We start from the raw sequence: 22,886 nt of genomic DNA on the forward strand, positions 1-22,886 counted from the left end.
CCGCAGCAAGTGCCCGGCACCTGTCAGGTCTGCTGCACCGGCAAGGTGTGGCTGGTGCTCGCGGCGGCCTGGGCGAGGTGGATGGGGCGGGTCTTCGGGGCCTTGCCCGCGGCGAGCGCGGTGAGGCCGATGCCTGCCGCGGACATGACGGCCATGGCGATCGCCGCGTGCGACAGGCCCGCGGCGAGCGCGTCGTTGGCGGCGTCGCCGGCGGCCAGCCGGTCGGTGCCGGTCTGGGTGTAGACGGAGGCGACGATCGCGGTCATCACCGCGGCGCCGACGTATCGGGCCATGTTGGACACGCCCGAGGCGGCCCCGACCTCGTCCTCGGAGACGGCGCTGGTGGAGACCGAGGACGCGGGGCCGTTCTCCAGGCTCATGCCGACGGCGACGCCGACCAGGGGGAGGACGAACGCGCCGTACCGCCAGTCGGCGGTGACGAACGCGAGGGCGGTGAACGACGCGGTCATGATGAGGAATCCGAACAGGACGGTCGGTCGGATGCCGAACTTCGCGGCGAGCGGTGCGATGCACGGGGCGAGGGCGACCGCGGCCGCGGTGACCGGGAGGGTCGCCAGACCCGCCTGCATGGCGCTCATGCCGAGGGCGTCGGGGGACTGGAAGTACAGGCTGACGGCATACATGATGCCGTTGATCGCGCCCGAGCCGATGAGGATCGCGAGGGTCGCGGCGACCAGCGCCCGGTTGCGCAGCAGCGCCAGGTCGAGCAGCGGCGATCGGACGCGCCGCTCCACCAGGACGAACGCCACGCAGGCGATCGCGGAGACGAGCAGGCAGCCGACGGTCTTGGCCGAGGCCCAGCCCCAGGCGGAGCCCTCGGTGAGCGCGAAGATGAGCGGGGCGAGGACGAGCGCGACGAGGACGGTGCCGGCGATGTCGATCGACCGGGAGCGTCCGGGATCGCGGGACTCGGCGACCGCGGCCATGGTCAGCGGGATGCAAGCGGCGGCGATCGCGGCGTCGATCCAGAACAGGCCCTGCCAGCCGGTGGTGTCGACCAGGACCCCGCCGACGAGCGGTCCGGCCGCGGCGCCGACGGCCGAGGCCGCGCCCCACAGCGAGACCGCGCGCAGGCGTTCGTGCTTGTCGCCGTACGCGACCGTCAGGAGGCTCATACCGCAGGCGAGGATCGTCGAGCCCGCCGCGCCCTGGATGCAGCGGCCGGCGATGACGCCGCCGCCCCCGGGCGACAGTGCGATGAGGACGCAGGAGGCGACGAAGAGCAGCAGCCCGGCGAGGAAGACGATCCGCCGCCCGAAGATGTCCCCGAGCGCGCCCGCGGTGACGATGACGGCGGCCCCGACGAGGCTGTAGCCGGTCACGGCCCACTGCAGGGTCGACACGGCCATGCCGGTGTCGGTGCTGATCGCGGGCAGCAGGATCGCGACCGCGGAGGTGTTGGCGTTGACGACCAGCGCCGAGATGCACGTGACCGCCAGGACGCCCCCGGCCTTCCGCGCGCTCACCGGACGATCGCCAGTTCGTGCGGGGTGTTGTTGTGCCTGACGGCGCCGTCCTCGGTGACGGTGACGATGTCCTCGATGCGGACGCCGAACCGGCCGGGCAGGTACACGCCGGGTTCGATGGAGAAGCACATGCCGGGCATGACCTCCCGGGTCTCGCCCTCGACCATGTACGGCGGTTCGTGCGTGGTCAGCCCGATCCCGTGGCCCACGCGGTGGATGAAGTACTCCCCGTAGCCGCCGTCGGTGATCACGGCCCGGGCCGCGCGGTCGACGTCCTGGCAGGCGATGCCGGGCCTGACCGCTTCGAACGCGGTCTGCTGCGCCTCGCGGACCAGGTCGTGGACGCGCCGCACCTCGTCCCCGACGCGGTCGCCGACGTGGACGGTGCGCGTGGTGTCGGAGCCGTAGCCGTCCTTGAGCCCGCCGAAGTCGAGCACGACGGTGTCGCCCTCCTCGATGGTCCGGTCGCCGGCCTCGTGGTGCGGGTTGGCCCCGTTGGGCCCCGAGCCGACGACGGTGAAGTCGACCTGCTCGTGGCCGTTGGCGCGCAGCAGGTCGGCGAGGTCGGCGGCGACGTCGGTCTCCTTGCGGCCGGCGAAGCGCGCGCCGAGGATGCCGCGGAACGCCGCGTCGGCGGCCGCTCCGGCCGCGGCGATGCGCTCGAGCTCGTCGGGACCCTTCACCGCGCGGAGCATGGGCATCGCCTGCGTGAGCGACGCGTACGACCTGCCGGACGCGGCCTCCATGAGTCCGAGCAGGTGCATGGCCCAGGCGCTGTCGGAGACGGCGAAGCGGCCGTTGGCGGGCATGAGCCGGTCGGCGGCCGCGTACGGGTCGTCGCCGTCGATCCAGTCGGTGAGGTCGAGTGCGGCCGATCCGGCGGCCCGCTCGGCGTCGGGCCGCTCCAGCCGGGGCACGATCATGACCGGGTCGCGGCCGTCGGCGAGGAACAGCATGGTCAGCCGCTCGGTGATCGCGGTCGGCCGGTAGCCGGTGAAGTACACCAGGTCGGGGCCGGGCGTGATGAGGACTCCGGCGAGCCCGGCCTCGGCCGCCGCGGTGCCGGCGCGGCGCATGCGGGCGGCGAAGTCGCCGGCGTCGAACGGCCGCGCGGTCATCGCGCACCTCCCAGTGACCGCAGGAACAGGGCTTCGGCCAGGGCCATCCGCTCGATCTCTCCGGGATCGACGCTCTCGTTGGGGGCGTGGATGAGCGCGAGCGGCTCCTCGACGCCCATGAGGATGATCTCGGCGTCGGGGAAGGTGTCGGCGAAGACGTTGCACAGTGGGATCGACCCGCCCTGACCCAGGGTCGTGCACGGTTTCCCGAACGCCTCGCCCATCGCGGCGTCGAACGCGGCGTACGCCGGGCCGCCGGTCGCGGCCTGGAACGGCTGCCCGGAGGACTCGCGCTCGATCGTCACCTTGACGCCCCAGGGAGCGGCCGCGCGGAGCTGGTCGGCGAGGGCGTCCTGGGCCCGGCCTGCGTCCATGCCGGGCGGGACGCGCAGGTTGACGCGGGCGGCGGCGCGCGGCTGGATCGCGGCGGCGGACCCGACGACGGGCGGGCAGTCGATGCCGAGGACGGTCGCGGCCGGGCGGGCCCACAGCATGTCGGAGACGGTGCCGGTCCCGACCAGGTCGACGCCGTCGAGGACTCCGGCGTCGCTGCGGAACGCGGCAGGGTCGTAGGCGGTGCCCTCCCACGTCTGGAGGTGGTCGAGTCCGGCGATCGTGGTGTCGCCGTGCTCGTCGCGGAGTGTGGCGAGCATGCGGATGAGCGCGGCCAGCGCGTCGGGCGCGGCGCCGCCGAACATGCCCGAGTGGACCTCGGAGGACATGGACTCGACGGTGACCACGAGGTTCGCGAGCCCCCGCAGGCTCACCGTGGTGGCGGGGACGCCGACGGCGGCGTTGCCGGTGTCGCACATGAGGATCACGTCGGCCCGCAGGAGGTCGGCGTGGTCGGGGACGAACGCCTCCAGACCGCCGGTGCCCTGCTCCTCCGAGCCTTCGACGACGAGCTTCAAGTGCACGGGGACGTCGTCGCCGAGGGCGCGGAGCGCGGCCAGGTGCATGACGATGTTGCCCTTGCAGTCGGCCGAGCCCCGGCCGTACCAGCGGCCCCCGGACTCGGTCAGCTCGAACGGCGGCGTGCGCCAGGCCTGCTCGTCGAGCGGCGGCTGCACGTCGTAGTGCGCATAGAGCAGGACCGTGGGCGCCCCGGCGGGGCCGGGCCGGGAGCCGACGACCGCGTCGCTGCCGTCCGCGGTGCGCTCCAGCCGCGCGTCGGTGAACCCGAGTGCGGCGAACCGGTCCCGGACCCAGGCGGCCGCGCGTGCGCACTCCTCGGGCGGGGCCTGGCGGGCGTCGGCGATGGAGCGGACGGCGACCAGTTCGGCGAGTTCGTCGCGGGCCTGCCCCATGAGGGCGGCGACGCGGTCGGCGAGGTTGTCGTTGGCGGGCACGTGTCACTCCTTGACGAGGTCGGTCAGGTCGAGGCCGTTGACGTATTCGAGGAACTCGGGCAGCTCGTCGGGACAGTAGACCTGGATGGCGAGCGTCTCGGCGGTGACCCAGTCGCGGCCGACGAACACGGTCCGGCTGCCGGGCCCGGCGGTGCCGCCGGCGAGCGCCCGCTGGAGCGCCGCGGCCGGGTCCTCGCACATCGCGCCGCCGTCCGAGCCGAGGACCGCGGTGATCTGGTCGGTGTCCGGCGCGGTGAGCCCGGCGTCCTCGAGGGCCTGCTGCAGCTGCTCGGCCTTGTCGGTCGCACCCCGGTCCTCGGCCCCGCCGCGGTAGAGAGCGATGCCGACGACCGCGAGGACGACCAGGACCGCGCCGATCACCCAGAAGGTGGTCCGCCGGCGCCGGCCCGGGTCCTTGAAGCGTCCCTGCTCGTTCACGGTGCTGGTCATGTCCGGCCTCCTATTCGATGGCCTCGGTGAGTTCGGGGTCGGCGCTCTTCCACGAGGGCTTGCGGAACCGGTAGAACAGCCACGGGATCAGCAGGCCCACGACCACGAGGCCGCCGCCGACGATGAGGACGTACTGGAGGGTGCTGCCGCCGCCGAACTGGCTGGAGGGCACGAAGCCGATGAGCATGGCCGCGACGGAGGCGAGCAGGCCGACCACGCACAGCAGGTGCAGGGCCGGGGCGCGGAAGCCGCGCGGGTGGTCGGGCCGGATGCGGCGCAGGCGCATCGCGGCGATGAACATGAGCAGGTAGACCACGAGGTAGACCTGGGTGGTGATGACCGACAGGATCCAGTAGGCGCTGGAGACGTCCGGGATGAACGCGTACAGCAGCGCGATGACCGTGGTGATCAGGCCCTGGATGACCAGCAGGTTCTGCTGCACGCCGTGCTTGTTGAGCTTCTGGAGGCCCAGCGGCAGGTACCCGTACTTGCGCGAGACCAGCAGCAGGCCCTTCGATGGCCCGGCGAGCCAGGTGAGCATGCCGCCTAGGGAGGCGATGACGAGCATGATCCCCAGCAGTGGGGTCATCCAAGTCAGCCCGAACTGCCCGAACACGGCGTCGAACGCCTGCATGACACCCGAGGTCAGGCTGATCTCCGAGGCCGGGACGACCCACGAGATCGCCAGCGCCGGCAGGATGAAGATCAGCAGCACCAGCGCGACGGCGAGGAACATCGACCGCGGGAACTCCCGTCCCGGCTTGCGGAGCGAGGAGACGTGGACCGCGTTCATCTCCATGCCCGAATAGGACAGGAAGTTGTTGACGATGAGGACCAGGCTCGCCAGGCCCGCCCACGCGGGCAGCAGGTGGTCGGAGTCCATCGGCGCGGCCGGCTCGTTCCCCTGGCCGAGGAAGACCGTGCCGAGGACGACGAGGATCACGCCCGGCAGGAGGGTCCCGATGATCAGGCCGAGGCTTGAGAGCCCGGCCACGGACTTCGTGCCCTGCGAGGAGACGAACACGCCCGACCAGAAGCAGACCATGATCACCGCCGCCGTCCACAGCCCGTTCGAGGCCAGCGACGGGTCGAAGACGTACGCGAGCGTCGAGGCCACATAGGCCAGGAGGCTCGGGTAGTAGAAGATCGTCATCGCGAACTGGCACCACACGGCCAGGAACCCCATCGGGGCGGAGATCCCCTCGCTGACCCACTTGTAGACGCCGCCGTTCCAGCCCGAGGCCAGCTCGGCCGAGACCAGCGAGGTCGGCAGCAGGAACACGATGGCCGGCAGCAGGTACAGGAACACCGCGGCGAGCCCGTAGACCGCCATCGAGGGCGCGGCCCGCAGGCTCGCCACCGAACTGGTGATCATGAACGCCAGCGTCACCCACGAGATGTAGTTGACGACCGGCAACCGCGCGGGCGCCGCCGCGCCGGCGGGCGCGCCTCCGGCCGCTGCATCCTGTGCGCTCATCGAAACTCCCGCCCCTGATCCCGGACCGCATACCGCACTGAGCGTATGGCCTGGTCGCGGCGACAGCAGGGGATTCGGTCGAACTACAGCGGTGTCTTCGCCCAGCTCCACCCGGCGCGCCGCACATCTCAGCACTGGTTTCAAGTCCTTCGGCGAACGTCATGAAGACGGCCCGCTGCCGGGTCGTTCGGTACGACTCGGCAGCGATGCGACAGGGCGGTGAGACCGGGCACGATCTGAGTAGAGCGAGAAACATTCGCGGCGTCGCGGGTGTTGCGCGGCATATGAGGACTCCGCCGCGACCCGTTCGGCTGTCACTGCTCGATCGCGCCGTCATCGCCGAGGGCGAGACGGCCGCTGAGACCCTGCGGGAGGTCGTGAGCCACGCCAAGCAGGCCGAGGCACTGGGCTTCCACCGCTACTGGGTGGCCGAGCACCACAGTGTCCCCGGCATCGCCGGTTCGGTGCCCACCGTGCTCGCAGCCGCAGTCGCGGCGGCGACCGACCGAATTCGGGTCGGCACCGGCGGCGTGATGCTGCCCAACCACCGGCCGCTGGTGGTCGCCGAGCAGTTCGGGGTCCTGGAGTCCCTGTTCGAAGGCCGCATCGACATGGGCCTGGGCCGCACCCTCGGATTCGTCCCGGCCGTCCGCGCGGCACTGGGCCGCGACCTGGACGACGGCGACGATTTCGACGACCTCCTGACCGAACTCCTCGGCTACTTCACCGGCGAACAGCGATTTCACCCGGGCGTGCACGCGCGGCCAGGCGAAGGGCTGCGCCCCGAACCCTTCGTCCTGGCGGTGGGATCAGGCGGCGAGTACGCCGCCAGGCACGGCGTGGGCCTGGTCATCGCCGCTTCGAAAGATCTCGCGGCCACACGCGCCAAGATCGACGACTACCGGCTCGGTTTCCGGCCCTCCGTGTGGCGATCTGAGCCGTACGTCCTCGTGGCGCAGACCGTCGCCGTCGCCGCGACCCGCGAAGCGGCCGAAGACCTGCTGCTCCCCGAATACTGGTCCACCGCGCTGTCCCGCACCAAAGGCGAGTTCCCGCCCCTGCGGCCCCCGGCCGAGATCCGCGCGGCCGCGAAGACCCACCGCGAGTCCATGTATCTCGAACAGGCGCTCGCGGGCGCGGTCTACGGAACCGCCGACGAGGTCGCCCCTCGTCTGGCGGACCTGGTCGAAGCGACCGGTGCGGACGAACTCCTCATCGGTACCACCTCCTACGACCGCAAGGCGCTGTTCGACTCCCACCGCCGCCTCGCCGAACTCTCCGGCCTGGCAAGCCACTGAGTCATGTGTGCGAACTCAGCACTCAGTCCAGGATGAGAATGCCGGCAATTGCTGCATTAGCGGGATCTTCTTCATTTCAGGCAACGGAACTCATCAATGTCGAGAAGAGTTCGATCAATTCCACGGGAGCGACGTCCGCATCGCCGAGGTCGCGTCACTGAGCCGCTCCCGCAATCACCCGATCGTGTAGTGCGCCTGCGCGCTGCGGAGCTTAGTGGAAGGTGATGTAGCCGTTGCCGTCGGCGTCATCACGCGAGGGTTTGTAGGAGTGGGAGTCCGCGCCCGCGCCCGACGGCTTGTAGAGATAGATGGAGTCGCCGGTGTTGTTCCAGATGAAGTTGCAGTTGTCCCGGTAGACGACGTTGTTCTTGTCCGAATCGCTACCGTTGCCGCCGCGGAGCCGGACGTAGTCGTTGGGCTGGAGGTAGTGGTCGGCGGTGAACTTGAAGCTGTTGCCGGCAGCGTCCTTCACCAGGTAGCCCCGGAGGTTGATCGTCGCGGTCTTGGAGTAGTTCTTGATGGTCAGGTACTCCTCGGAGGTGTTCCCGCCCGAGCAGCGGTTGTCATCGGTGCCGGGCGCGTTGTACTGGATGCCGCGGATCTTGAGGGCCGATTGGTACTCCGTAGCGGCGGCCGGAGTTGCGGTGGCGGCGAGAGTGACGACGGCCAGGCCGACGGCGATAAGCATCTTCTTAAGCACCAGAATGTCCCCATTCTTGCGAATTCGAATGTCGGATCGAATTGCATGCCGTGTGCAATTTCGAGCGGCTGAAAATGAACGATAGCACTCCTCGGAATTGCAGTGGGGAACATGCCTGCCCCTGTCGCAGCCTGCGGCCTCTCCATTCCCGAAGGCCGTGTTATAAATCCCTGAGATTCCCACTTTGCGAATGATGCCGGTAAAGGAATTAATTGCCTTGGTATGGCATCGACCGCGGCGGGAATTGGCGGATTTGCTGAGCCGGTACGGCACGGCTGAGGAGATCGCTGTGGCGCCTCCATGGGACGGCGGCGCCGTCGATGGCTGCATTCCCGCCGCTGGACCGCCGGTATTCCGCCTTGTGCAGGCCGCCTTCCGCGGTCAGACTGGTTCCACTTCGGGTCCCGCTTCCCCTGTCGCATTGGAGTACACACGCTATGAACACCGCACCTGACGTCGAGATCACCGACCAGTTCATCAGCCGCCTCCTAAGTACCGCCAATGCCACGGACGGCCCCGCGGCGGGCGCGGACGCCGCCGGGCCCGGCGACGATCCGGTGCACGCGATCTCCCAATGGGCCCATTCCCACAGCGAAGCCCCCGCCTACAACTGAGCGATGCGGCCGCTGGGCCGAATCACCGTGCCCGCGGAGCCCCGCTTCGCGGGCACGGCTCCGCCGATTCACGCCAGGAGATGCCAGTGCCGCAACTGAGGACCTTCGCAGGCACCCGCCGGACTCGGGACCCGTCCCACACCTTGGAGCGCATCACCCGCCGCCTGGGCGATTACGGGATCACCCGCCTCGCCGACGTCACCGGTCTGGACGTCATCGGGATCCCGGTGGTGATGTCAGTGCGGCCCTTGGCAGCCACCCTGTCGGTTTCACAGGGGAAAGGGGCGACGCTCACCCACGCCCGGGTCTCCGCGGCCATGGAGGCGATCGAACTATGGCACGCGGAGCACGCCGTGCCGACGGCGGAGCGCAGGGGCATCGCCGCGGCGGAACTGGACCTGCCGTACGCCGTGACCGATCTGGAGCAGGTGGACGGCAGCCTGCTCACCGACCACACCCGACTCGACTGGATCACCGCCGAGGTGCTCACCGGCGGCGAGACGCTCGTCCCCCGCGATTCGGTGCGCATCGGCATGACGGACACGGCCTGGCGCGGCCATCACCTCTCGTCCAGTTCCAACGGACTGGCTTCGGGGAACACCGTGGCAGAGGCCACCGTTCACGCGCTGTACGAGCAGATCGAACGCGACTGCACCGCCGCGCTGGCACGGCGACCGGTCGGCGAGCGAGTCGTCGTGGCCCCCGACTCGGTGTCCGATCCGCACTGCGCCGACCTCATCAGACTCGTCCGCTCGGCGGGCGGCCGCCTGGAGATCACCGACGCCTCCCTTGAACGGTGGCGAACCGTCAAGTGCTTCACCTGCTGTCTGTGGATGCCCGACATGGGCACGGTGTTCGGCGGGGCGGGGGCGCACACGTCCCCCGAGATCGCGCTGTCCCGGGCCGTCACCGAGGCCGCCCAGTCCCGGCTGACGTTCATCGCCGGTACCCGCGACGACCTCGATCCCCGCGTCTACCGAGGCGAAACGGCCCGACCCCCGAGGACGGTGCCGCAGACGACGCCGTGGTCAGAAGTGGCGGGGGAGTCCCCGCCTTCCGCAGGCACCGACGACGAGGAATCAGACCGCTTGGTGGAGCTGATCACCGCTGCCACCGGGACCGCGCCGATGCGGGTGGTCCTGACCGGGCCCGATGCGGCCGAGGACTTCGCGGTGGTGAAGACCCTGAGCCCGGGCCTCGCCTTCCTCTCCCGCCATCAACTCCCGCGTCCGGAGTAGCCGGTGACAGCGCACGTCTTCTGCGGCCCCACGCTCAGTCCCGACCAGGTCCTCGCGGCGTTCCCCGCGGCGGTGCCGCATCCGCCGATCCGCCACGGCGACTCCCTACGCCTTGACGTCGGTCCCGGCGATCAGGTGCTGATCATCGACGGCGTCTTCCACCAGGCGGCCTCGGTGCGCCACAAGGAGATTCTGGCGCTCATGGCGGTCGGCGCCACCGTCGCCGGATGCTCCAGCATGGGCGCGCTGCGTGCGGCCGAACTCAACGTGTACGGCATGATCGGCGTCGGCGAGGTCTACCGAAAATACAAGGAGGGCCTCCTCGACGCCGATGCGGATGTGGCCGTGACCCACACGCAAGGCCCCGAGGTCGAGCAGCTGACGGCGGCGATGGTCGATCTGGAGTCCCACCTGCTCGACGCCCACCTGGCGGGCGCCGTCGACGGCGCCGAACGCGCCGCCATCGCCGCGGTGCTCCGCGAAGTGCACTACACCGAGCGCAGTCCTCAGCGCCTGGCGACGCTGGAGGCACCTGGGATCGCCGGCTTCCGCTCTTGGCTGGCCGAGCATCCCGACCTTCGCGGCGCCAAACACCGCGACGCCCTCACCGCGCTGCGCCTCCTCGCCGAGGGAGCGTTCCAGCCGACCGACCCGGGCGCCTGGGTCGAGCAGGATTGGCGGACCGGGCACCTGGCGGAGTGGATCGACCGCCATGCGGGGGCGGTCCAGGGCACACGGCGCATCTCGTCGCTGGCGCAGCGCCAGTACCAGCAGATCTTCGACCCCGACTATCCGCAGCGGTGGCGGGACCGCGTGCTGGCCTGGATCGCAGGCGAACCCTCGGCGGACGGGTGCACCGCCTCGCAGCTGCTGGAGTCGGCCAAGCGTGCCGCCGCGGACAGCGGCCTGCGCGTGCAAGACCTCACCACGGAGCAGCGACGGCGCTGGCTCACCGCGGCCGAGGACGCCACGCTGGACGCCGGAGAGGCGCTGGGGCGCCTCCTGGTCCGCAGCGCCGGCTCCGGCGCGACTCCGCCCGGCCGCGACCGGCCGGCACCGCCACCGGATGCCGCCACAGTGGAGTCGGTCGCCCGGGCGTACTCGGTCAACGACCGCGCCGCCGCGCTCGGCGTCGACGTGCACCGGCTGGAGTTCGGTGCGGTCCGCCGGTACTTGATGCAGCTGTGGCGCCTGGGCGAATCTACGACGGAGGAGTGCGACGCCGCGGCCCGCGACCGGGGCTTCCGCGGTTTCGATGGCGCCGTCGAGGTCTGCCGCCAGTTCATCCTCGCCGAACTCGGAGAGGACCTGTGGAGACACCTCGCCTGAGTCGGCAGGCGGTCGGTCGTCGACTCGGACGCTCGGGCGGGCTGCGACCACAGGCTCCGGCCCGACTCCGGTGCTCGGCATGGCGGTGAGGGCGGGGGAGGTGTGCGGGCCTCGGCGCTGTCTCCTTGCGACGGCGCCGAGGCCCGGATGGTGACGGTCAGGCGGTTCGCACGCGGACGCCGATCGCCGAGGAGAACAGGTCCGCGGCGGAGAAGACGTCACGGGTGGCGCCGTTGACGGTGCACCAGCCGGTGTGTCCTCCGTAAGCAGTGCTCGCGTAGGACCATCCGCCTCCGGAGTCGCCCCCGATGCCGATGTCGCGGTTGGTGCGGATCAGGTTGCGCACGCCGACGCCGTCGATGGTGCAGCTGTGGGCCCTGCTCTTGATCAGGGAGCCGCAGTCGCGGTCGTTCGAGGAGCGGCCGTAGAGGCAGACGCTCTCGTTGAGGGACATCTCGACGAGGAGCTCGACTTCGCGCGTCGTCCGCAGCGTACCGGCGGAGGGGTAGAACTTGGCCGGCTCCGCGTGCGTGGAGGTCTTCCATTCGACGTCGCCGTACCGGCCGATGTGCTCCTGCCGGTGCGTGAGAGCCCAGGCGCCGACGCCGTCCTCGAGGATGCCGTCGATGCCGTCGCAGTGGCCGGCGGTCGTGACGCCGGTGGTGCCGCCCGGGGCGACGACGGTCCATCCGCTGGTGCACTTGTTGCTGGCGCCGTTGCGCACCCGCGCGCCGCCGTAGGCGTGGTCGAATCCGGAGGCGAGGGCGTCGGTGACGGCCAGGTCGACGCCGGCCGCGACGTCGGGCGGCAGGAGCGCCTCGATCTCGGCGCTGGACGAGCGGAGACCGGGTTCGGCCTGGACCTCGGCGACGACGGTCCCTGCGAGGACGTCCTCGCCGCTCGAGATCTGCTTGTATCCCAGGGCGGTGAGGGAGTCGATGAGCCGGTCGTTGAGTGATTGCAGTTCGGTGAACGAGTACGGCTGCTTGTCGACGATGTCGATCGGAACGGCGCCGGAGGCGGCGAGGCTGGTGGTCCAGTCGTCGGCGGGGCCTTTGAGGAGGAGCGAGGGGGTGCCGCCAGGTGTCAGCGAGAGCACCGTGCCGACGAAGGTGTCCGGCGCCCGCTCGTAGACGGCCCAGGCCGCGTCCTCGACGGCTTCGGCGGCCACGTGCTGGGCTCTGGCCTGGGCGACGGTCCATCCATGTGCCTCGGCGATGAGCGCGAGGTCGGTTTCGAGTGCCTCCGCGTCCGACTGGAGCAGGGAGGGGTCGGCGGGGTCGGGGTCTTCCTGTGCCTGCGCGGCCGTGTCCGGCACCAGGAGGGCGGCGCAGAGCACGGCTGCGCCGGTCAGCCGTCGGAGGAGGCGCTTCGAGGGGGTACGGCCGCTGATCGGATGATGAGCCATCGCATCGTTCCTGTCCATGTGGGGCGTTCATCGAACGTCCATCGTGAACATATTCAAACGAATCGGACGCTCCAGATCGAGGCGGTACTCAGGCAGGACACCGGCGGGAACCCGCGCCTGCTCGGCGCGGCACGCGCTAGCGTCTTCACGGCTCGCGAAGTGGTACGGGAGGAGCCTGCGGGCCGTCTATCGTTTGGCGGACGCCAGAGCTATGAACGGGCGTTCACCGACTCGCCCAGTGCCCTCTACGAACGGGTCCTCGCGGCCAACCCGGCACCATATGCCGCGCACTTGAACCTGGGCCGGGCAGAGCACCTCGTCATCGTCTCGCCGGAGTTGTTCGTACGATCCCGGGGCCGCCGGATCGAATCCGCGCCCATTGCCGGGACCGCCGCCCGGGGCGCGAACGCGATCGAGGACTTCCAGATCCTGCGCGACCTCCTGCTCTCGGACAAGGCCGACTCGGAGCTGGTCATGTGCACCGATGTCGACCGCAACGACAAGTCCCTGGTGTGCGAGCCCGGATCGGTGCAGGTGATCGCGCACCGCGACGTGGAGACCACGCCGCGGCTGATGCACACCGTCGAGCACATCACCGGCACGCTCCGGGACGGCTACTCGGCCCTGGACGCGTTCATCAGCCACATGTGGGCCGTCACCGTGACCGGTGCGCCCAAGATCGGCGCGATGCAGTTCATCGAGGCGACCGAGACGAGCGCCCGGGGATGGTACGCGGGCGCGTTCGGGGCGTTCTTGTGCAACGGGGACATGGACTTCGGCATCACGATCCGCGCCGTCCACCTCGTCGACGGGATGGCGCGCGTCCGCGCCGGGAACAGCCTGCTCGCACGATCGGTGACCGCGTACGAGGAAGCAGAGTGCGCCCTCAAGGCGGCCGCGCTGCTGGATGCGATCGACCAGCATCCCGGCGGACCGGACTTGGAGGTTCCGCCGGACCCGCCTACGCCCCAGGGATTGCGGGTGCTGATCGTCGACCACGAGGACTCCTTCGTCCACACCCTCGCCGACTACTTCCGGCGGGCGGGCTGCGATACGACGACCATCCGCTCCGACCGGGGGACCGGGATCGCCGAAGCGTTCCTCGACCAGGCGTCCCCCGACCTGATCGTCCTCTCACCCGGCCCGGGGTCACCGGGCGAGTTCGGGACCGGCCGCGTCCTCGCCTACGCCACCAGCCGGCGCATTCCCGTCTTCGGCGTCTGCCTCGGCATGCAGGCCATAGGGGAATACCTTGGCGCCGAACTCAAACCACTGCCCGCACCCGCCCATGGCGTCCGGTCGGCGGTGAGTAGGATCGACGCGTCCGAAAGCAATCGACTGGCGGCAGATGGACCGCGTGGGCTGGACGCCGCAAGCTGACAAGAGCGTCCTCCTGGTCCACGACATGCAGTTGTTCTACACGAATTCGCTCCCGGAGGCCGGGCGGGCCCGCCTGCTGCGGACCACTGCCGGACTCATCGCATCCGCCCGGTCGCTGTCGATCCCGGTCGTTTACAGCGTCGCCGAACCGAGCCTGACCCCCGAACACCGGGGTCTGCTGCGGGACTTCCACGGCATGGGCATGCACGACGACCCCGCCCACCACACGATCCATCCCGACCTGACGCCCCGCGACGGCGAGGTCCAGATCGTCAAACGGATCTACAGCGCGTTCTACGCCACGAAGCTCGAATCGGTGCTCGGCGAATTGGACCGCTCCGAGCTCCTCATCTGCGGCATCTACGCCGATATCGGCTGCCTGCTCACCGCCTTCGACGCATTCAAGCGAGGGATCAAGCCGTTCTTCATCGCTGACGCGATGATGGCGTACACCGAGGAGCAGCACCTTGCCGCTACCGAGTACGTCGCCCGCCTCTGCGCCTCCATCTGGACAGCGAAGACCGCGATCGACGCCCTGACCGCCGGGAACGGGTAGGGTGCGCCTGCGTGTGGATCTCGCCTGAGACGCTGCTGCTGTTCTGCCTCGCCAGCCTGCCGATCGTCATCGCACCGGGGACCTCGGTCGCCTTCGTCGTGACCACCACGTTCTCGGCGGGCTGGCGGGCGGGACTGCCCGCCGTCGCAGGCGTCGAAATCGGATACCTCGCCCACGTGGTCGCCGCTGCGGTCGGCGTGTCCGCGCTCATCGTCGCGAGCCCCGAAGCGTTCACCGTGGTCAAACTCCTCGGCGCGGCCTACCTCATCTGGCTCGGTGTCAAAGGCTGGCTCTCCAAGGACAAGCGGACCTTCAGCAGCACCACCGAGGACGCGGTGCCGGCGGTCTCCGCTCGCCAAGCCTTCACACAAGGGCTGGTGGTCGGGGTGCTCAACCCGAAGACCGCCGTGTTCTTCCTGGCATTCCTGCCCCAGTTCGTCTCAAGCACGTCGAGCGGCGCCGCCTGGCAGATCGTGCAACTCGGCATCGTGTTCGTCCTCCTCGCCACGATCCCCGACTCGACATGGGTCCTCGCCTCCAACGGCATGCGCCGATTCGTCGGCAGACTCTCCCTCAGAACCATGGCGCGAATCTCGGGCACCGCATTCTTCGCCCTCGCCGCGTACACACTGTTCGCCTGAGTGGCTGGATCAGGAAGGGTCCGGAGGGGCAAGGAAGGCGTGACACTTGTTCGTGTCATGCCCTGGCAGGCTAAGCACTGCCCAATTTCGTGGACGGCTCGTTCCAGGGGACCGTCGCGACCGCTACCACCAGCACCTGGAAGAGCTACGGCTTCTACGACCAGACCGGGAACAACAGCGCGGGCATCATCTTCTGGTCGCGTCCGGAGACCCGGCCCGAGATCCCCGCCAGCACCTACTGCTACTGACCCCGAAGGACGGGCCGCCGACCGGCGGCCCGCCCTCACTGGCGCGGGATCAGCAGCGGATGGTCTTCGCCTGCTCGTCGTAGGAGTCGAACCCGGAGCCGATGATCTGCAGGATGAGCCGGTAAGTCCCGTTCCGGCACGGGGCGCTCAGCAGCACCGAGTAGCTGCGGTTGCCCTTGTAGGTCACCGTGCGCGCGTCGTTCGAGGGCCCGTTGAGGTAGCTGTACTCCGTCCAGTACCGGCCCGCGCATCCGGACACCGTGATGCGCAGGACGCCGTTGACGTTCGACCCGACCTTGTTCGGGCCGCTGATGCTGGTGGTGACGGTGCAGCCGGCGGCCTCCGCAGCCGATGCGGACGACGCCGGCATGACCGCCGCGACCGATCCGGCCCCGAACACCATCCAAGCGATCGCGGCCTTGGCGATCAGTCGGCGCAGTCGCATGTTGCTCCTCGTTCCGTTCTGGGTCAGCATGACGTCACGCTCAGGGCGTCGCCGGTCACGTACTTCTCGGTGCTGCCGCGCTGGACGAGCAGCTCGGTGCTGTACGACCCGCGCTTGCAGGTCGCGGCGACGCGGGGATAGCCACTGGCCGGCGGCTTCACCGTGTAGTCGTACGTGGCCACCTCCAGCCAGTAGCCGCCGACGTACATCTCGAGGCTGAAGGTGATCTTGAACGGGCTGGTGCCGCAGCCCGCCAGCTTGAAATAGCCTTCGCCGCGGACGTACCCTCCGGACTTCGTGGGCTTGTACGCGCGCGCCGTCACTGTGCAGGCGGCGGCGACCGCGGTGACTTCGGTGGCGTTCTCGTACTCGGTGACCTGGATGTAGCCGTCGGGCTGCGACTCGTACGTGACGTCGAGCAGCGCACCGAGGTCGGCCTCGGCGGCGGCTGCGGAGGCGCCGTCCGAGCCCGCCGCCGCGGGTGCGGCGACGCCGAATCCGGCCGCCAGGATCATCGCGAGCGCCACGCCGAGTGACGCGAGCAGTCTCGATCTGATTGCCATCTGTCTCTCATTTGAGCAGGGTGAGGTGGAGGCGCACCGGGCCGTCCCGGCGCCGGACGGATCGAACGCCGCGCTGCGGCGTGCCCTGCGGCGGGACCTGACACCCGATGGCCTCTGCAATTTGACCAGGCACGACACCGGCGGGAGACCGGCGGATGGACGCGGCGCCGCGGGGCCTCCCGCTCCGGCGGACCGATTCCGCCTGTGCGCCGCCGGTGAACCGCCTTGCCGGTCCCGGCGGTGCCCGCTGGAATGGTCACCATGACGGCGGATCGACGAGCGCGGTGGTGACAATGGCCGAAGGGCATCGACCAGGGACGATCTCGGGCGCGCTCGTGCGCCGCCACCGCGAGCGCGCCGGGCTGACGCAGCGCGAGCTCGCCGAGCGGTCGGGAGTCAGCCTGGCGGCCGTGCGGGACCTGGAGCAGGGGCGCAGTGGCCGGCCGCGGCGCGAGTCGGCCCGCAGGCTCGCGTCCGCCCTCGGCCTGCCACCTGAGGAGGTGCCGGCGATGTTCGGCCCGGCCGCGGCGACTTCGGAGGCCGCGCCGCGCGAGTCGCGGACCGGCGCCGCGCCGCAGCTGGTCATCGGGGTCCTCGGGCCGCTGACCGTATGGCGCGACGGCGCCGCGGTGCCGTTTGGCGCGGAGAAGGCCCGGAGCCTGCTGCTGCGACTCGCGTTGAGCGCCGACGAGGTCGTACGCCGCGAAGCGCTCATGGACCTCCTGTGGGGCGAGCGGCGCCCGCCGACGGCCGTGGACCTGCTGTACACGTACATCGCGCGGCTGCGGCGGCTCGTCCGCCCGGCCGCGCCCCCGACCTGCGCGATCGTGGCCGCCCCCGGCGGGTACCGCCTGGTCGCGGGCCCCGAGCGCCTCGACCTCCTGCGCTTCCGCAGTCTCGCCGCGGCGGGCCGGGTCGAGGCCGATCCCGAACGCGCCCTGAAGGAGTACGCCGCGGCGGCCGCGCTGTGGCGCGGTGAATCCGATGTGGACTCATTGCGTCACCACCCCCTGGCGACCGCCCTGACTGAGGAGTACGCGGAGCTGCTGCGCGCGTACGCCGCGACCGCTCGCGAACTCGGCGCATGCGAGCAGGTCCTGCCGCGCCTGCGAGGGCTCGCGCAGCGCCTTGAGCTGCACGAACCCCTCCACGCCGACCTGGTCGCGACCCTCGCCGCCGCGGGCCGCCGGGCCGAGGCGCTCGCCGCGTACGACCGCGTCCGCGCCGCCCTGCGCGACCAGCTCGGCATCGACCCCGGTCAGCGGCTCCGCGAAGCGCACCGCGACGTCCTCACCCGCGACGGAGCCCGCACACCCCTGCGACCCGACATGGTCCGCCAGATCCCGGCGGTCCCGAGCCTCCACAGCGCCGGGCCGGTGCGCAGTGTCCCGCGCACCGGCCCGGCCGGAGCCTAGTTGTCACGGATCCTGTCGTAGCGCCACGGGATGTAGCCCTGGCTGCGCAGCGACGCGGTCGCCACTTTCACATGCCGCATGTCGGAGCTGGTGTCGGCCAGATCGTAGATCCAGATGTGCCCCGACTCGGCGGCCCACTTGTGGAAGAGCATGCAGTGGTTGTCGTAGGAGTTGACGATGTCGCCGACCTTGAGCTGGCCCCAGTTGATCCGGGTGCACAGGTCGGGGAGGGTGCGGGTGCTGTGCCCGGGGGTGGCGGAGTGCCAGCACATCGAGACGAACCCGGAGCAGTCCTGGCGGTAGGTGTGGCTTCCGTCGATGTCGGTGGCGCGGCTGCCGCCGTTGTACTGGATGTTGCGGTTGTACCAGTTCTGGGCCCGCTCCAGCACGTCGGCGCGGACGATGTTGCCCAGGTACGCGGCCTGCGCGGGGCTCGCGACCGCGACCGCCGGAAGTGCGGCGGCGGGGACGATGGCGGCCGCCCGCAGCAGGCGGCGGCGGGACAGGTTCGGTGTGTCGTGCGCGGTCATGGGGGCTCCTTCGGAGGATGAGAGGGTCCGACTGCCCGGGAGCCCTGTCGAGGGCCGCCGGATAGGACTGCCCACGATGCTAGGAACACCGCCTTGAGCGGTCCTGTCACCGAAACCCGTACCGTTCCCGTACCCGCCCGGACGGCCTGCGCCGCTTCATGAACGATCCGCATTCACGACCCGGTCAGGCGGTCGGCCTGCATGTGGAGCAGGCTGTGGAGGACCAGCCGCCCGGTGCCGAGCAGCCGTCGGTCGCCGTCGAGCTTGCGGACCAGCTCTCCCGTGCCCAGGTCGCGCCGGTGCAGCGCGTACTCCTGGATGTGGTTGTGCAACTGCTGCGGGTCGACGTTCGGCATCCTCAGGCTCCGCTCTCGAAGCGGCGCATCATGACCCGCGCTTGAGGGGCTGGATCGGGAAGGGGCCGGAGAGGCAAGGAAGGCGTGACACTTGTTCGTGTCATGCTTTGGATGTCTCGTTTGCCCTGTTAGTGGAGCTATAACTCCGTTTGAGTAGCCCGGGTGGGATTCGAACCCACACTGTACGGGTTTTGAATCCGTCTTCTCTGCCAGTTGGAATACCGGGCCGGGGCCTCGCCGGTGGGGGCGGGGCCGGTGTGAATGGTACCTGGGGGGACGGGCGGGGTGGGGCTCAGGGGAGTTGGGACGGGAGGCCGGCGGTGCGGGCGGCTGTCAATCGAGGTGGCGGGACTCGGGGTCGGGGCCTTGGGCGGCGCGGCCGCCGTCGATGGGGATGGTTGCGCCGGTGATGAAGGAGGCGGCGTCGGAGAGCAGGTAGGCGACCGTGTCGGCGACTTCGGTGCCGCGGCCGGCGCGGCCGAGGGGGTGGAGGTCGCGAATGGTTCGGGCGTGGGACTCGCGTTCGGGCCCGGTCATGTCGGCGAGGGCGGCGTCCATGCGCTCGGTCGTGATCGATCCGAGCGCGACTGCGTTGACCCGGATGCCCAGGGGGCCGTAGTCGACGGCGAGCGCCCGTGTGAGGCCCTCGACAGCGGCCTTGGCGGTGGCGTAGGGGAGTGCGCCGGCGACGGGGCGCTGCGCCTGGTGGGAGGAGACGTTGACGATGGCGCCGCCCGTCCCGGCCGTGCGGAACGCCCGCACCGCCGCGGCCGCGCCGGCGAGGCACGGCTGGAGGTTCGCGCGGACGAGTTCGGCGACGGCCGCGCCGCCGGCCTCGTGGAGCCACGCGTCGCGGAAGACGGCGGCGTTGTTGACCCAGCCGGTGAGCGTGCCGAGTCGCCGGGCTGCGGCGGCGGCCTCAGCTGCGATGTCGTCGTCGCCCGCGTCGCCGAGGACGAGTGCCGCGCGGCCAGCCGCGATGAACGGGTCGAGCCACGGCTCGGACCGCTGCTCGAGGATGGCGACGGCGCGGCCGTCGCCGAGCAGCCGCTCGGCTATCGCGCGTCCGACGCCGCGTCCGCCGCCGGTGACGACGACCGCCTCCATCAGGCCTCCGCGTCGGCGAGGTCCTTGAGGGCGAGCACGGCCGGGTCGTCGCCCCAATAGTCGCGGTCGCTGAGGAAGACCGCGACGACGGTGTCGCCGTCGGCGACGGCCTTCTGGACGTCGCGCCAGGTCGCCAGGTTCGGATGCTCGTACGCGGTGCACGCCTCGGCCGGGGCGAGGAGCCGGATCGCCTGCGCGAGGGAGGTCGCGTCCAGCAGGAACGCGGCCGAGCCGGCGACGTGGCCGAGGACCGTGGACAGGACGACCGCGGGGAGCGGGTGGACGCCGATGTTGGCGCGGGCGAAGGCGACCGTGCCGTCAGGGGCGACGGTGGCGATCCCGTACGCGGCCGGGAGCTCCCAGCCGGGGAGGGCGGCGATGAGCCGTTCGCGGGCGGTGGTGATCTGCTCGACGGTCTCCCAGGTGCCGCCGAGTTCGGCGAGGAGGGCGTCGATGGCGGCGTCGGTGTCGTTCATCGGGGCAGTCTCGCACCGCCACTGATGGCAGGCAAGGCGATTCCCATTGGAGACGCGGCGAGCGCACGGACCGGCGGCGGCCGCCGCGTTTCAGGCGGCATCGCCGCGGCCGTCGGCCGCGATGCGCCGCAGCGTCCGCTGCGCCCACGCGCTCATGCCCGGATTGGACTCCCGGTAGTACCAGGCAGCGCCCATCGCCTGGACGAACGCCCAGGCCCTCCCGCGCGCCCACTCGGGGTCGCCGCAGCCCAGCGACTCCCGGAACGCCCGCCGCGGCGCCTCCTCCAGCAGGTGCCAGGCGCCGACGAGGTCCAGTGCCGGGTCCGCCGCCCGGAACCCGCCCACGTCGAGCACGCCGCTGAGCCGGCCGTCGGCGACGAGGACGTTGCCGGGGATCAGGTCGCTGTGGTTCATCACGTCCGGCTCGGGGCCGCGGGGGAGGTCGATCATCTCGGCCCAGAGTCCACGCATGAGCGGGACGTCCAGGAGCCCCCGGCTGGCGTCCAACGACGTCGCCATCCACTCGGCGTGGTCGGCGATCCGCCCGCCCATGCCGCCGCCGGTGAACGCGCGGCCCCGCGTCGGGACCGACCGGAGCTCGCGGACGAACTCGGCCAGGTCCCGCGCGAACGGCACCGACGCACCGGGATCGGCGTGCACGGCGTCCGTCCCCGGCACCCACGTCTGGACCGCCCACGGCAGCGGGAACCCCGCCCCGGGCGCTCCGATCGCCACCGGCTCGGGCGTCGCGAACCGCGTCCGCCCCGCCAGCTCCGCGGCCGCGGCGGCCTCGTCCTCCAGCCAGCGGCGCACCGCCTCGGGTTCCCTGGGCTCCAAAGGGAACCGCGCCGTCAAACGGTCGCCGATCCGGACGATCGCGTTCACCGTCCCCTGTGATGGCACGGCCACCACCGGCAGGTCCCGCCACTGCGGGAACTGGTCGGCGACGAGCTCGCGCACCGCCGCCGGCGAGATCGAGAGCTGCCCCGGGTGCATGTCCATCACGACAGCCTCACCTCCCGCGCCCGCCAGGACAACCCGGTTTCGCCCCGACGGGCGGCATTCGCGGCGGTCGGTCCGAAATCGACGGCCCCGGCGGGTGACGGGAGGGCGGCCGGTGTGGGAGCCTGGAGGCGCAGACCCCTGGGCGTTGAGGAGACCGGAATGTCGTCGCCGCAAGCGAAGGATGAGATTCGACACCGCGTGTGGGCGCTGCTCGAGCGCCAAGGCGCCGTCGACGGGGACCAGCGCGGGCGCATACCCGTCTTCGAGGGCGCCGACGCGGCCGCGAAGCTCCTCGCCTCGACCGACCAGTGGCGCACCGCCAACGCCGCCAAGGTGAACCCCGACCGGGCCCAGCACCGCGTCCGCGCACTCGCGCTGGCCGCCTCCAAAGCCACGTACATGGCCGTGCCGAAGCTCGCGCTCGACCAGCCGTTCTACCTGCTGAACTCGCTGCTGCCGAGCTACACGCCCGACGAGGCCGCCACGCGCGACGCCGCCGAGGCGCACAGCCTCCTCGTCGGCGTCGAGGCCATGCAGCGCCTCGACCTGGTCGTCTGCGGATCGGTCGCCGTCAACCGCGACGGCGCGCGGGTCGGCAAGGGCCGCGGCTACGCCGACATCGAGTACGGGATGCTCACCGAGGCCGGGCTCATCGACGACCGCACCGTCATCGCCACCACCGTCCACGACGCGCAGGTCGTCGACGAGGCGATCCCGGAGGAGCCGCACGACTTCCGCGTCGACCTCGTCGTCACCCCGACCCGGATCATCCGGTGCCCGCGCACCCGCCGCCCCCACGGGCTCCACAAGGACCGGCTCAAGCCCGAGCAGATCGCCGAGATCCCGTTGCTCGACGCGCTCATGGCGAACACCCCCGGCGGCGGCGAGCGGCCCGCCTGAGAGGTAGCGCGCCTCACGTTTCGGCCCTGGCGTCCGAAACGCTCGGCATAGGAACGTGCGGACGTAACACGCGGCGGCTAAGCTAGCGTCCGGACGTGCCTCTACAGCGCACGCCCCACCGTCCAGACGCGCATGAAAGGTACGGACCCGCATGACGAGCAAGGCCGCCGAGGAGCCGCGCAAGCGCGTGCTCATCGCCGAAGACGAGGGGCTCATCCGCCTCGACCTGGCCGAGATGCTCACCGAGGAGGGCTATGAGGTCGTAGCCGAGGCCGCCGACGGTGAAGCCGCCGTCCGCCTCGCCCAGGAGCACCTGCCCGACCTGGTCATCTGCGACATCCAGATGCCGATCATGGACGGACTCCAGGCCGCCGAGAAGATCGTCTCCGCGCGCATCGCGCCGGTCGTGATCCTCACCGCCTTCTCGCAGCGCGACCTGATCAGCCGCGCCACCTCCGCGGGCGCCATGGCCTACCTGGTGAAGCCCTTCCAGAAGTCCGACCTGGTCCCCGCGATCGAGCTCTCCCTCACCCGCTTCGCCGAGATGACCGCCCTCGAGAAGGAGGTCGAGAACCTCACCGAGCGCCTCGAGGTCCGCAAGCTCGTCGACCGCGCCAAGGGCCTCCTGATGACCCAGTACGGCATGCCCGAGCCCGACGCGTTCCGCTGGATCCAGCGCGCCGCGATGGACCACCGCCTCTCCATGCGCGCCGTCGCCGAGCGCGTCATCGCCGAGGCCGAGCAGAAGGAAGCCCAGGACGCCGAGTAGGCGCACCGAGCACCGGAGGCCCGCGAT

General features: G+C 70.8%; 25 protein-coding genes and 1 tRNA gene. 11 read left to right on the top strand and 15 right to left on the bottom strand.

Going from position 1 to position 22,886, the window contains the following annotated elements; all coding sequences use genetic code 11:
- Positions 1-23: 23 nt before the first annotated feature.
- From ABD419_RS09830 to gadC, 5 genes are read right to left on the bottom strand one after another with little or no spacing between them, the layout of a single operon-like run.
- The gene (locus tag ABD419_RS09830) at positions 24-1,487 is read right to left on the bottom strand and encodes an MFS transporter (protein WP_344485165.1); all 1,464 of its coding nucleotides are present in this window, start codon (positions 1,485-1,487) and stop codon (positions 24-26) included.
- Entirely contained in the window at positions 1,484-2,605 is a 1,122-nt protein-coding gene (locus ABD419_RS09835; protein ID WP_344485166.1) for a M24 family metallopeptidase, read from the bottom strand. The genes ABD419_RS09830 and ABD419_RS09835 overlap by 4 nt, the downstream gene beginning before the upstream one ends.
- Positions 2,602-3,912, bottom strand: coding sequence for a dipeptidase (locus ABD419_RS09840; protein ID WP_344485364.1), 1,311 nt, complete (start codon positions 3,910-3,912; stop codon positions 2,602-2,604). Before ABD419_RS09840 ends, ABD419_RS09835 begins: the two co-directional genes overlap by 4 nt.
- Positions 3,913-3,957: 45 nt before the next feature.
- Positions 3,958-4,404 (bottom strand): hypothetical protein, encoded by a 447-nt coding sequence (locus ABD419_RS09845; RefSeq protein ID WP_344485169.1) that lies wholly within the window; start codon positions 4,402-4,404, stop codon positions 3,958-3,960.
- 10 nt (positions 4,405-4,414) lie between these two features.
- Entirely contained in the window at positions 4,415-5,881 is a 1,467-nt protein-coding gene (gene gadC, locus ABD419_RS09850; RefSeq protein WP_344485172.1) for a glutamate/gamma-aminobutyrate antiporter GadC, read from the bottom strand.
- A gap of 284 nt (positions 5,882-6,165) precedes the next feature.
- On the opposite strand from gadC, the gene ABD419_RS09855 reads away from it, so the two are divergent.
- Positions 6,166-7,179: an MsnO8 family LLM class oxidoreductase gene (locus tag ABD419_RS09855; protein WP_344485175.1), complete on the top strand. Its 1,014-nt coding sequence runs from the start codon at positions 6,166-6,168 to the stop codon at positions 7,177-7,179.
- Between the two features lie 211 nt (positions 7,180-7,390).
- Here the strand turns inward: ABD419_RS09855 and ABD419_RS09860 are convergent, their stop codons facing one another.
- A complete protein-coding gene (locus ABD419_RS09860; protein ID WP_344485367.1) occupies positions 7,391-7,867 on the bottom strand; it encodes a lamin tail domain-containing protein in 477 nt (158 codons plus the stop codon).
- A gap of 449 nt (positions 7,868-8,316) precedes the next feature.
- Here ABD419_RS09860 and ABD419_RS09865 point away from each other — a divergent pair, with 449 nt between their 5' ends.
- From ABD419_RS09865 to ABD419_RS09875, 3 genes are all read left to right on the top strand, one after another.
- Positions 8,317-8,493 (top strand): hypothetical protein, encoded by a 177-nt coding sequence (locus ABD419_RS09865; RefSeq protein WP_344485178.1) that lies wholly within the window; start codon positions 8,317-8,319, stop codon positions 8,491-8,493.
- A gap of 143 nt (positions 8,494-8,636) precedes the next feature.
- On the top strand, positions 8,637-9,731 hold the full coding sequence (locus ABD419_RS09870) for a YcaO-like family protein (protein ID WP_344485181.1): 1,095 nt from the start codon (positions 8,637-8,639) through the stop codon (positions 9,729-9,731).
- Between the two features lie 3 nt (positions 9,732-9,734).
- Positions 9,735-11,060, top strand: coding sequence for a TfuA-like protein (locus ABD419_RS09875; protein ID WP_344485184.1), 1,326 nt, complete (start codon positions 9,735-9,737; stop codon positions 11,058-11,060).
- 157 nt (positions 11,061-11,217) lie between these two features.
- Here the strand turns inward: ABD419_RS09875 and ABD419_RS09880 are convergent, their stop codons facing one another.
- The gene (locus tag ABD419_RS09880) at positions 11,218-12,468 is read right to left on the bottom strand and encodes a chymotrypsin family serine protease (protein ID WP_344485186.1); all 1,251 of its coding nucleotides are present in this window, start codon (positions 12,466-12,468) and stop codon (positions 11,218-11,220) included.
- Between ABD419_RS09880 and ABD419_RS09885 the strand changes: the two genes are divergently transcribed.
- The 4 genes from ABD419_RS09885 (at position 12,460) to ABD419_RS09900 (ending at position 15,293) form a co-directional block, all read left to right on the top strand.
- Complete coding sequence (locus tag ABD419_RS09885; RefSeq protein WP_344485189.1) at positions 12,460-13,848, top strand: chorismate-binding protein; 1,389 nt, start codon at positions 12,460-12,462, stop codon at positions 13,846-13,848. The two genes, ABD419_RS09880 and ABD419_RS09885, sit on opposite strands and share 9 nt — an antisense overlap.
- Positions 13,817-14,404: an isochorismatase family protein gene (locus ABD419_RS09890; RefSeq protein WP_344485192.1), complete on the top strand. Its 588-nt coding sequence runs from the start codon at positions 13,817-13,819 to the stop codon at positions 14,402-14,404. Before ABD419_RS09885 ends, ABD419_RS09890 begins: the two co-directional genes overlap by 32 nt.
- Before the next feature lie 11 nt (positions 14,405-14,415).
- On the top strand, positions 14,416-15,045 hold the full coding sequence (locus ABD419_RS09895; RefSeq protein ID WP_344485194.1) for a LysE family translocator: 630 nt from the start codon (positions 14,416-14,418) through the stop codon (positions 15,043-15,045).
- Positions 15,046-15,134: 89 nt separating this feature from the next.
- The gene (locus ABD419_RS09900) at positions 15,135-15,293 is read left to right on the top strand and encodes a hypothetical protein (RefSeq protein WP_344485197.1); all 159 of its coding nucleotides are present in this window, start codon (positions 15,135-15,137) and stop codon (positions 15,291-15,293) included.
- 49 nt (positions 15,294-15,342) lie between these two features.
- Here ABD419_RS09900 and ABD419_RS09905 read toward each other — a convergent pair whose 3' ends face one another.
- Both ABD419_RS09905 and ABD419_RS09910 read right to left on the bottom strand, forming a co-directional pair.
- Positions 15,343-15,738 carry a hypothetical protein gene (locus ABD419_RS09905; protein ID WP_344485200.1) on the bottom strand — a complete coding sequence of 132 codons (396 nt, stop codon included), beginning with the start codon at positions 15,736-15,738 and terminating at the stop codon, positions 15,343-15,345.
- Positions 15,739-15,761: 23 nt separating this feature from the next.
- Positions 15,762-16,301: a hypothetical protein gene (locus ABD419_RS09910; protein ID WP_344485203.1), complete on the bottom strand. Its 540-nt coding sequence runs from the start codon at positions 16,299-16,301 to the stop codon at positions 15,762-15,764.
- Between the two features lie 293 nt (positions 16,302-16,594).
- Between ABD419_RS09910 and ABD419_RS09915 the strand changes: the two genes are divergently transcribed.
- The gene (locus ABD419_RS09915) at positions 16,595-17,716 is read left to right on the top strand and encodes a BTAD domain-containing putative transcriptional regulator (protein ID WP_344485206.1); all 1,122 of its coding nucleotides are present in this window, start codon (positions 16,595-16,597) and stop codon (positions 17,714-17,716) included.
- Here the strand turns inward: ABD419_RS09915 and ABD419_RS09920 are convergent.
- The 6 genes from ABD419_RS09920 to ABD419_RS09945 form a co-directional block, all read right to left on the bottom strand.
- Positions 17,713-18,246, bottom strand: a complete 534-nt coding sequence (locus ABD419_RS09920; protein WP_344485209.1) for a hypothetical protein — start codon at positions 18,244-18,246, stop codon at positions 17,713-17,715. The two genes, ABD419_RS09915 and ABD419_RS09920, sit on opposite strands and share 4 nt — an antisense overlap.
- A gap of 173 nt (positions 18,247-18,419) precedes the next feature.
- On the bottom strand, positions 18,420-18,602 hold the full coding sequence (locus ABD419_RS09925; RefSeq protein ID WP_344485212.1) for a hypothetical protein: 183 nt from the start codon (positions 18,600-18,602) through the stop codon (positions 18,420-18,422).
- A gap of 154 nt (positions 18,603-18,756) precedes the next feature.
- Positions 18,757-18,830: transfer RNA gene (locus ABD419_RS09930), tRNA-Leu, on the bottom strand.
- A 105-nt stretch (positions 18,831-18,935) separates the two neighbouring features.
- Complete coding sequence (locus ABD419_RS09935) at positions 18,936-19,709, bottom strand: SDR family NAD(P)-dependent oxidoreductase (protein ID WP_344485215.1); 774 nt, start codon at positions 19,707-19,709, stop codon at positions 18,936-18,938.
- A complete protein-coding gene (locus ABD419_RS09940) occupies positions 19,709-20,185 on the bottom strand; it encodes a hypothetical protein (RefSeq protein ID WP_344485218.1) in 477 nt (158 codons plus the stop codon). Before ABD419_RS09940 ends, ABD419_RS09935 begins: the two co-directional genes overlap by 1 nt.
- A 90-nt stretch (positions 20,186-20,275) precedes the next feature.
- Complete coding sequence (locus ABD419_RS09945) at positions 20,276-21,187, bottom strand: phosphotransferase (RefSeq protein ID WP_344485221.1); 912 nt, start codon at positions 21,185-21,187, stop codon at positions 20,276-20,278.
- 162 nt (positions 21,188-21,349) lie between these two features.
- Here ABD419_RS09945 and ABD419_RS09950 point away from each other — a divergent pair, with 162 nt between their 5' ends.
- A complete protein-coding gene (locus ABD419_RS09950; protein WP_344485224.1) occupies positions 21,350-22,090 on the top strand; it encodes a 5-formyltetrahydrofolate cyclo-ligase in 741 nt (246 codons plus the stop codon).
- Positions 22,091-22,241: 151 nt separating this feature from the next.
- Positions 22,242-22,859 carry an ANTAR domain-containing response regulator gene (locus tag ABD419_RS09955; RefSeq protein WP_091041848.1) on the top strand — a complete coding sequence of 206 codons (618 nt, stop codon included), beginning with the start codon at positions 22,242-22,244 and terminating at the stop codon, positions 22,857-22,859.
- The last annotated feature ends 27 nt before the right edge of the window (positions 22,860-22,886 follow it).

The sequence above is a fragment of the Glycomyces endophyticus genome, from assembly GCF_039531525.1.
Lineage (GTDB): Bacteria > Actinomycetota > Actinomycetes > Mycobacteriales > Micromonosporaceae > Glycomyces > Glycomyces endophyticus.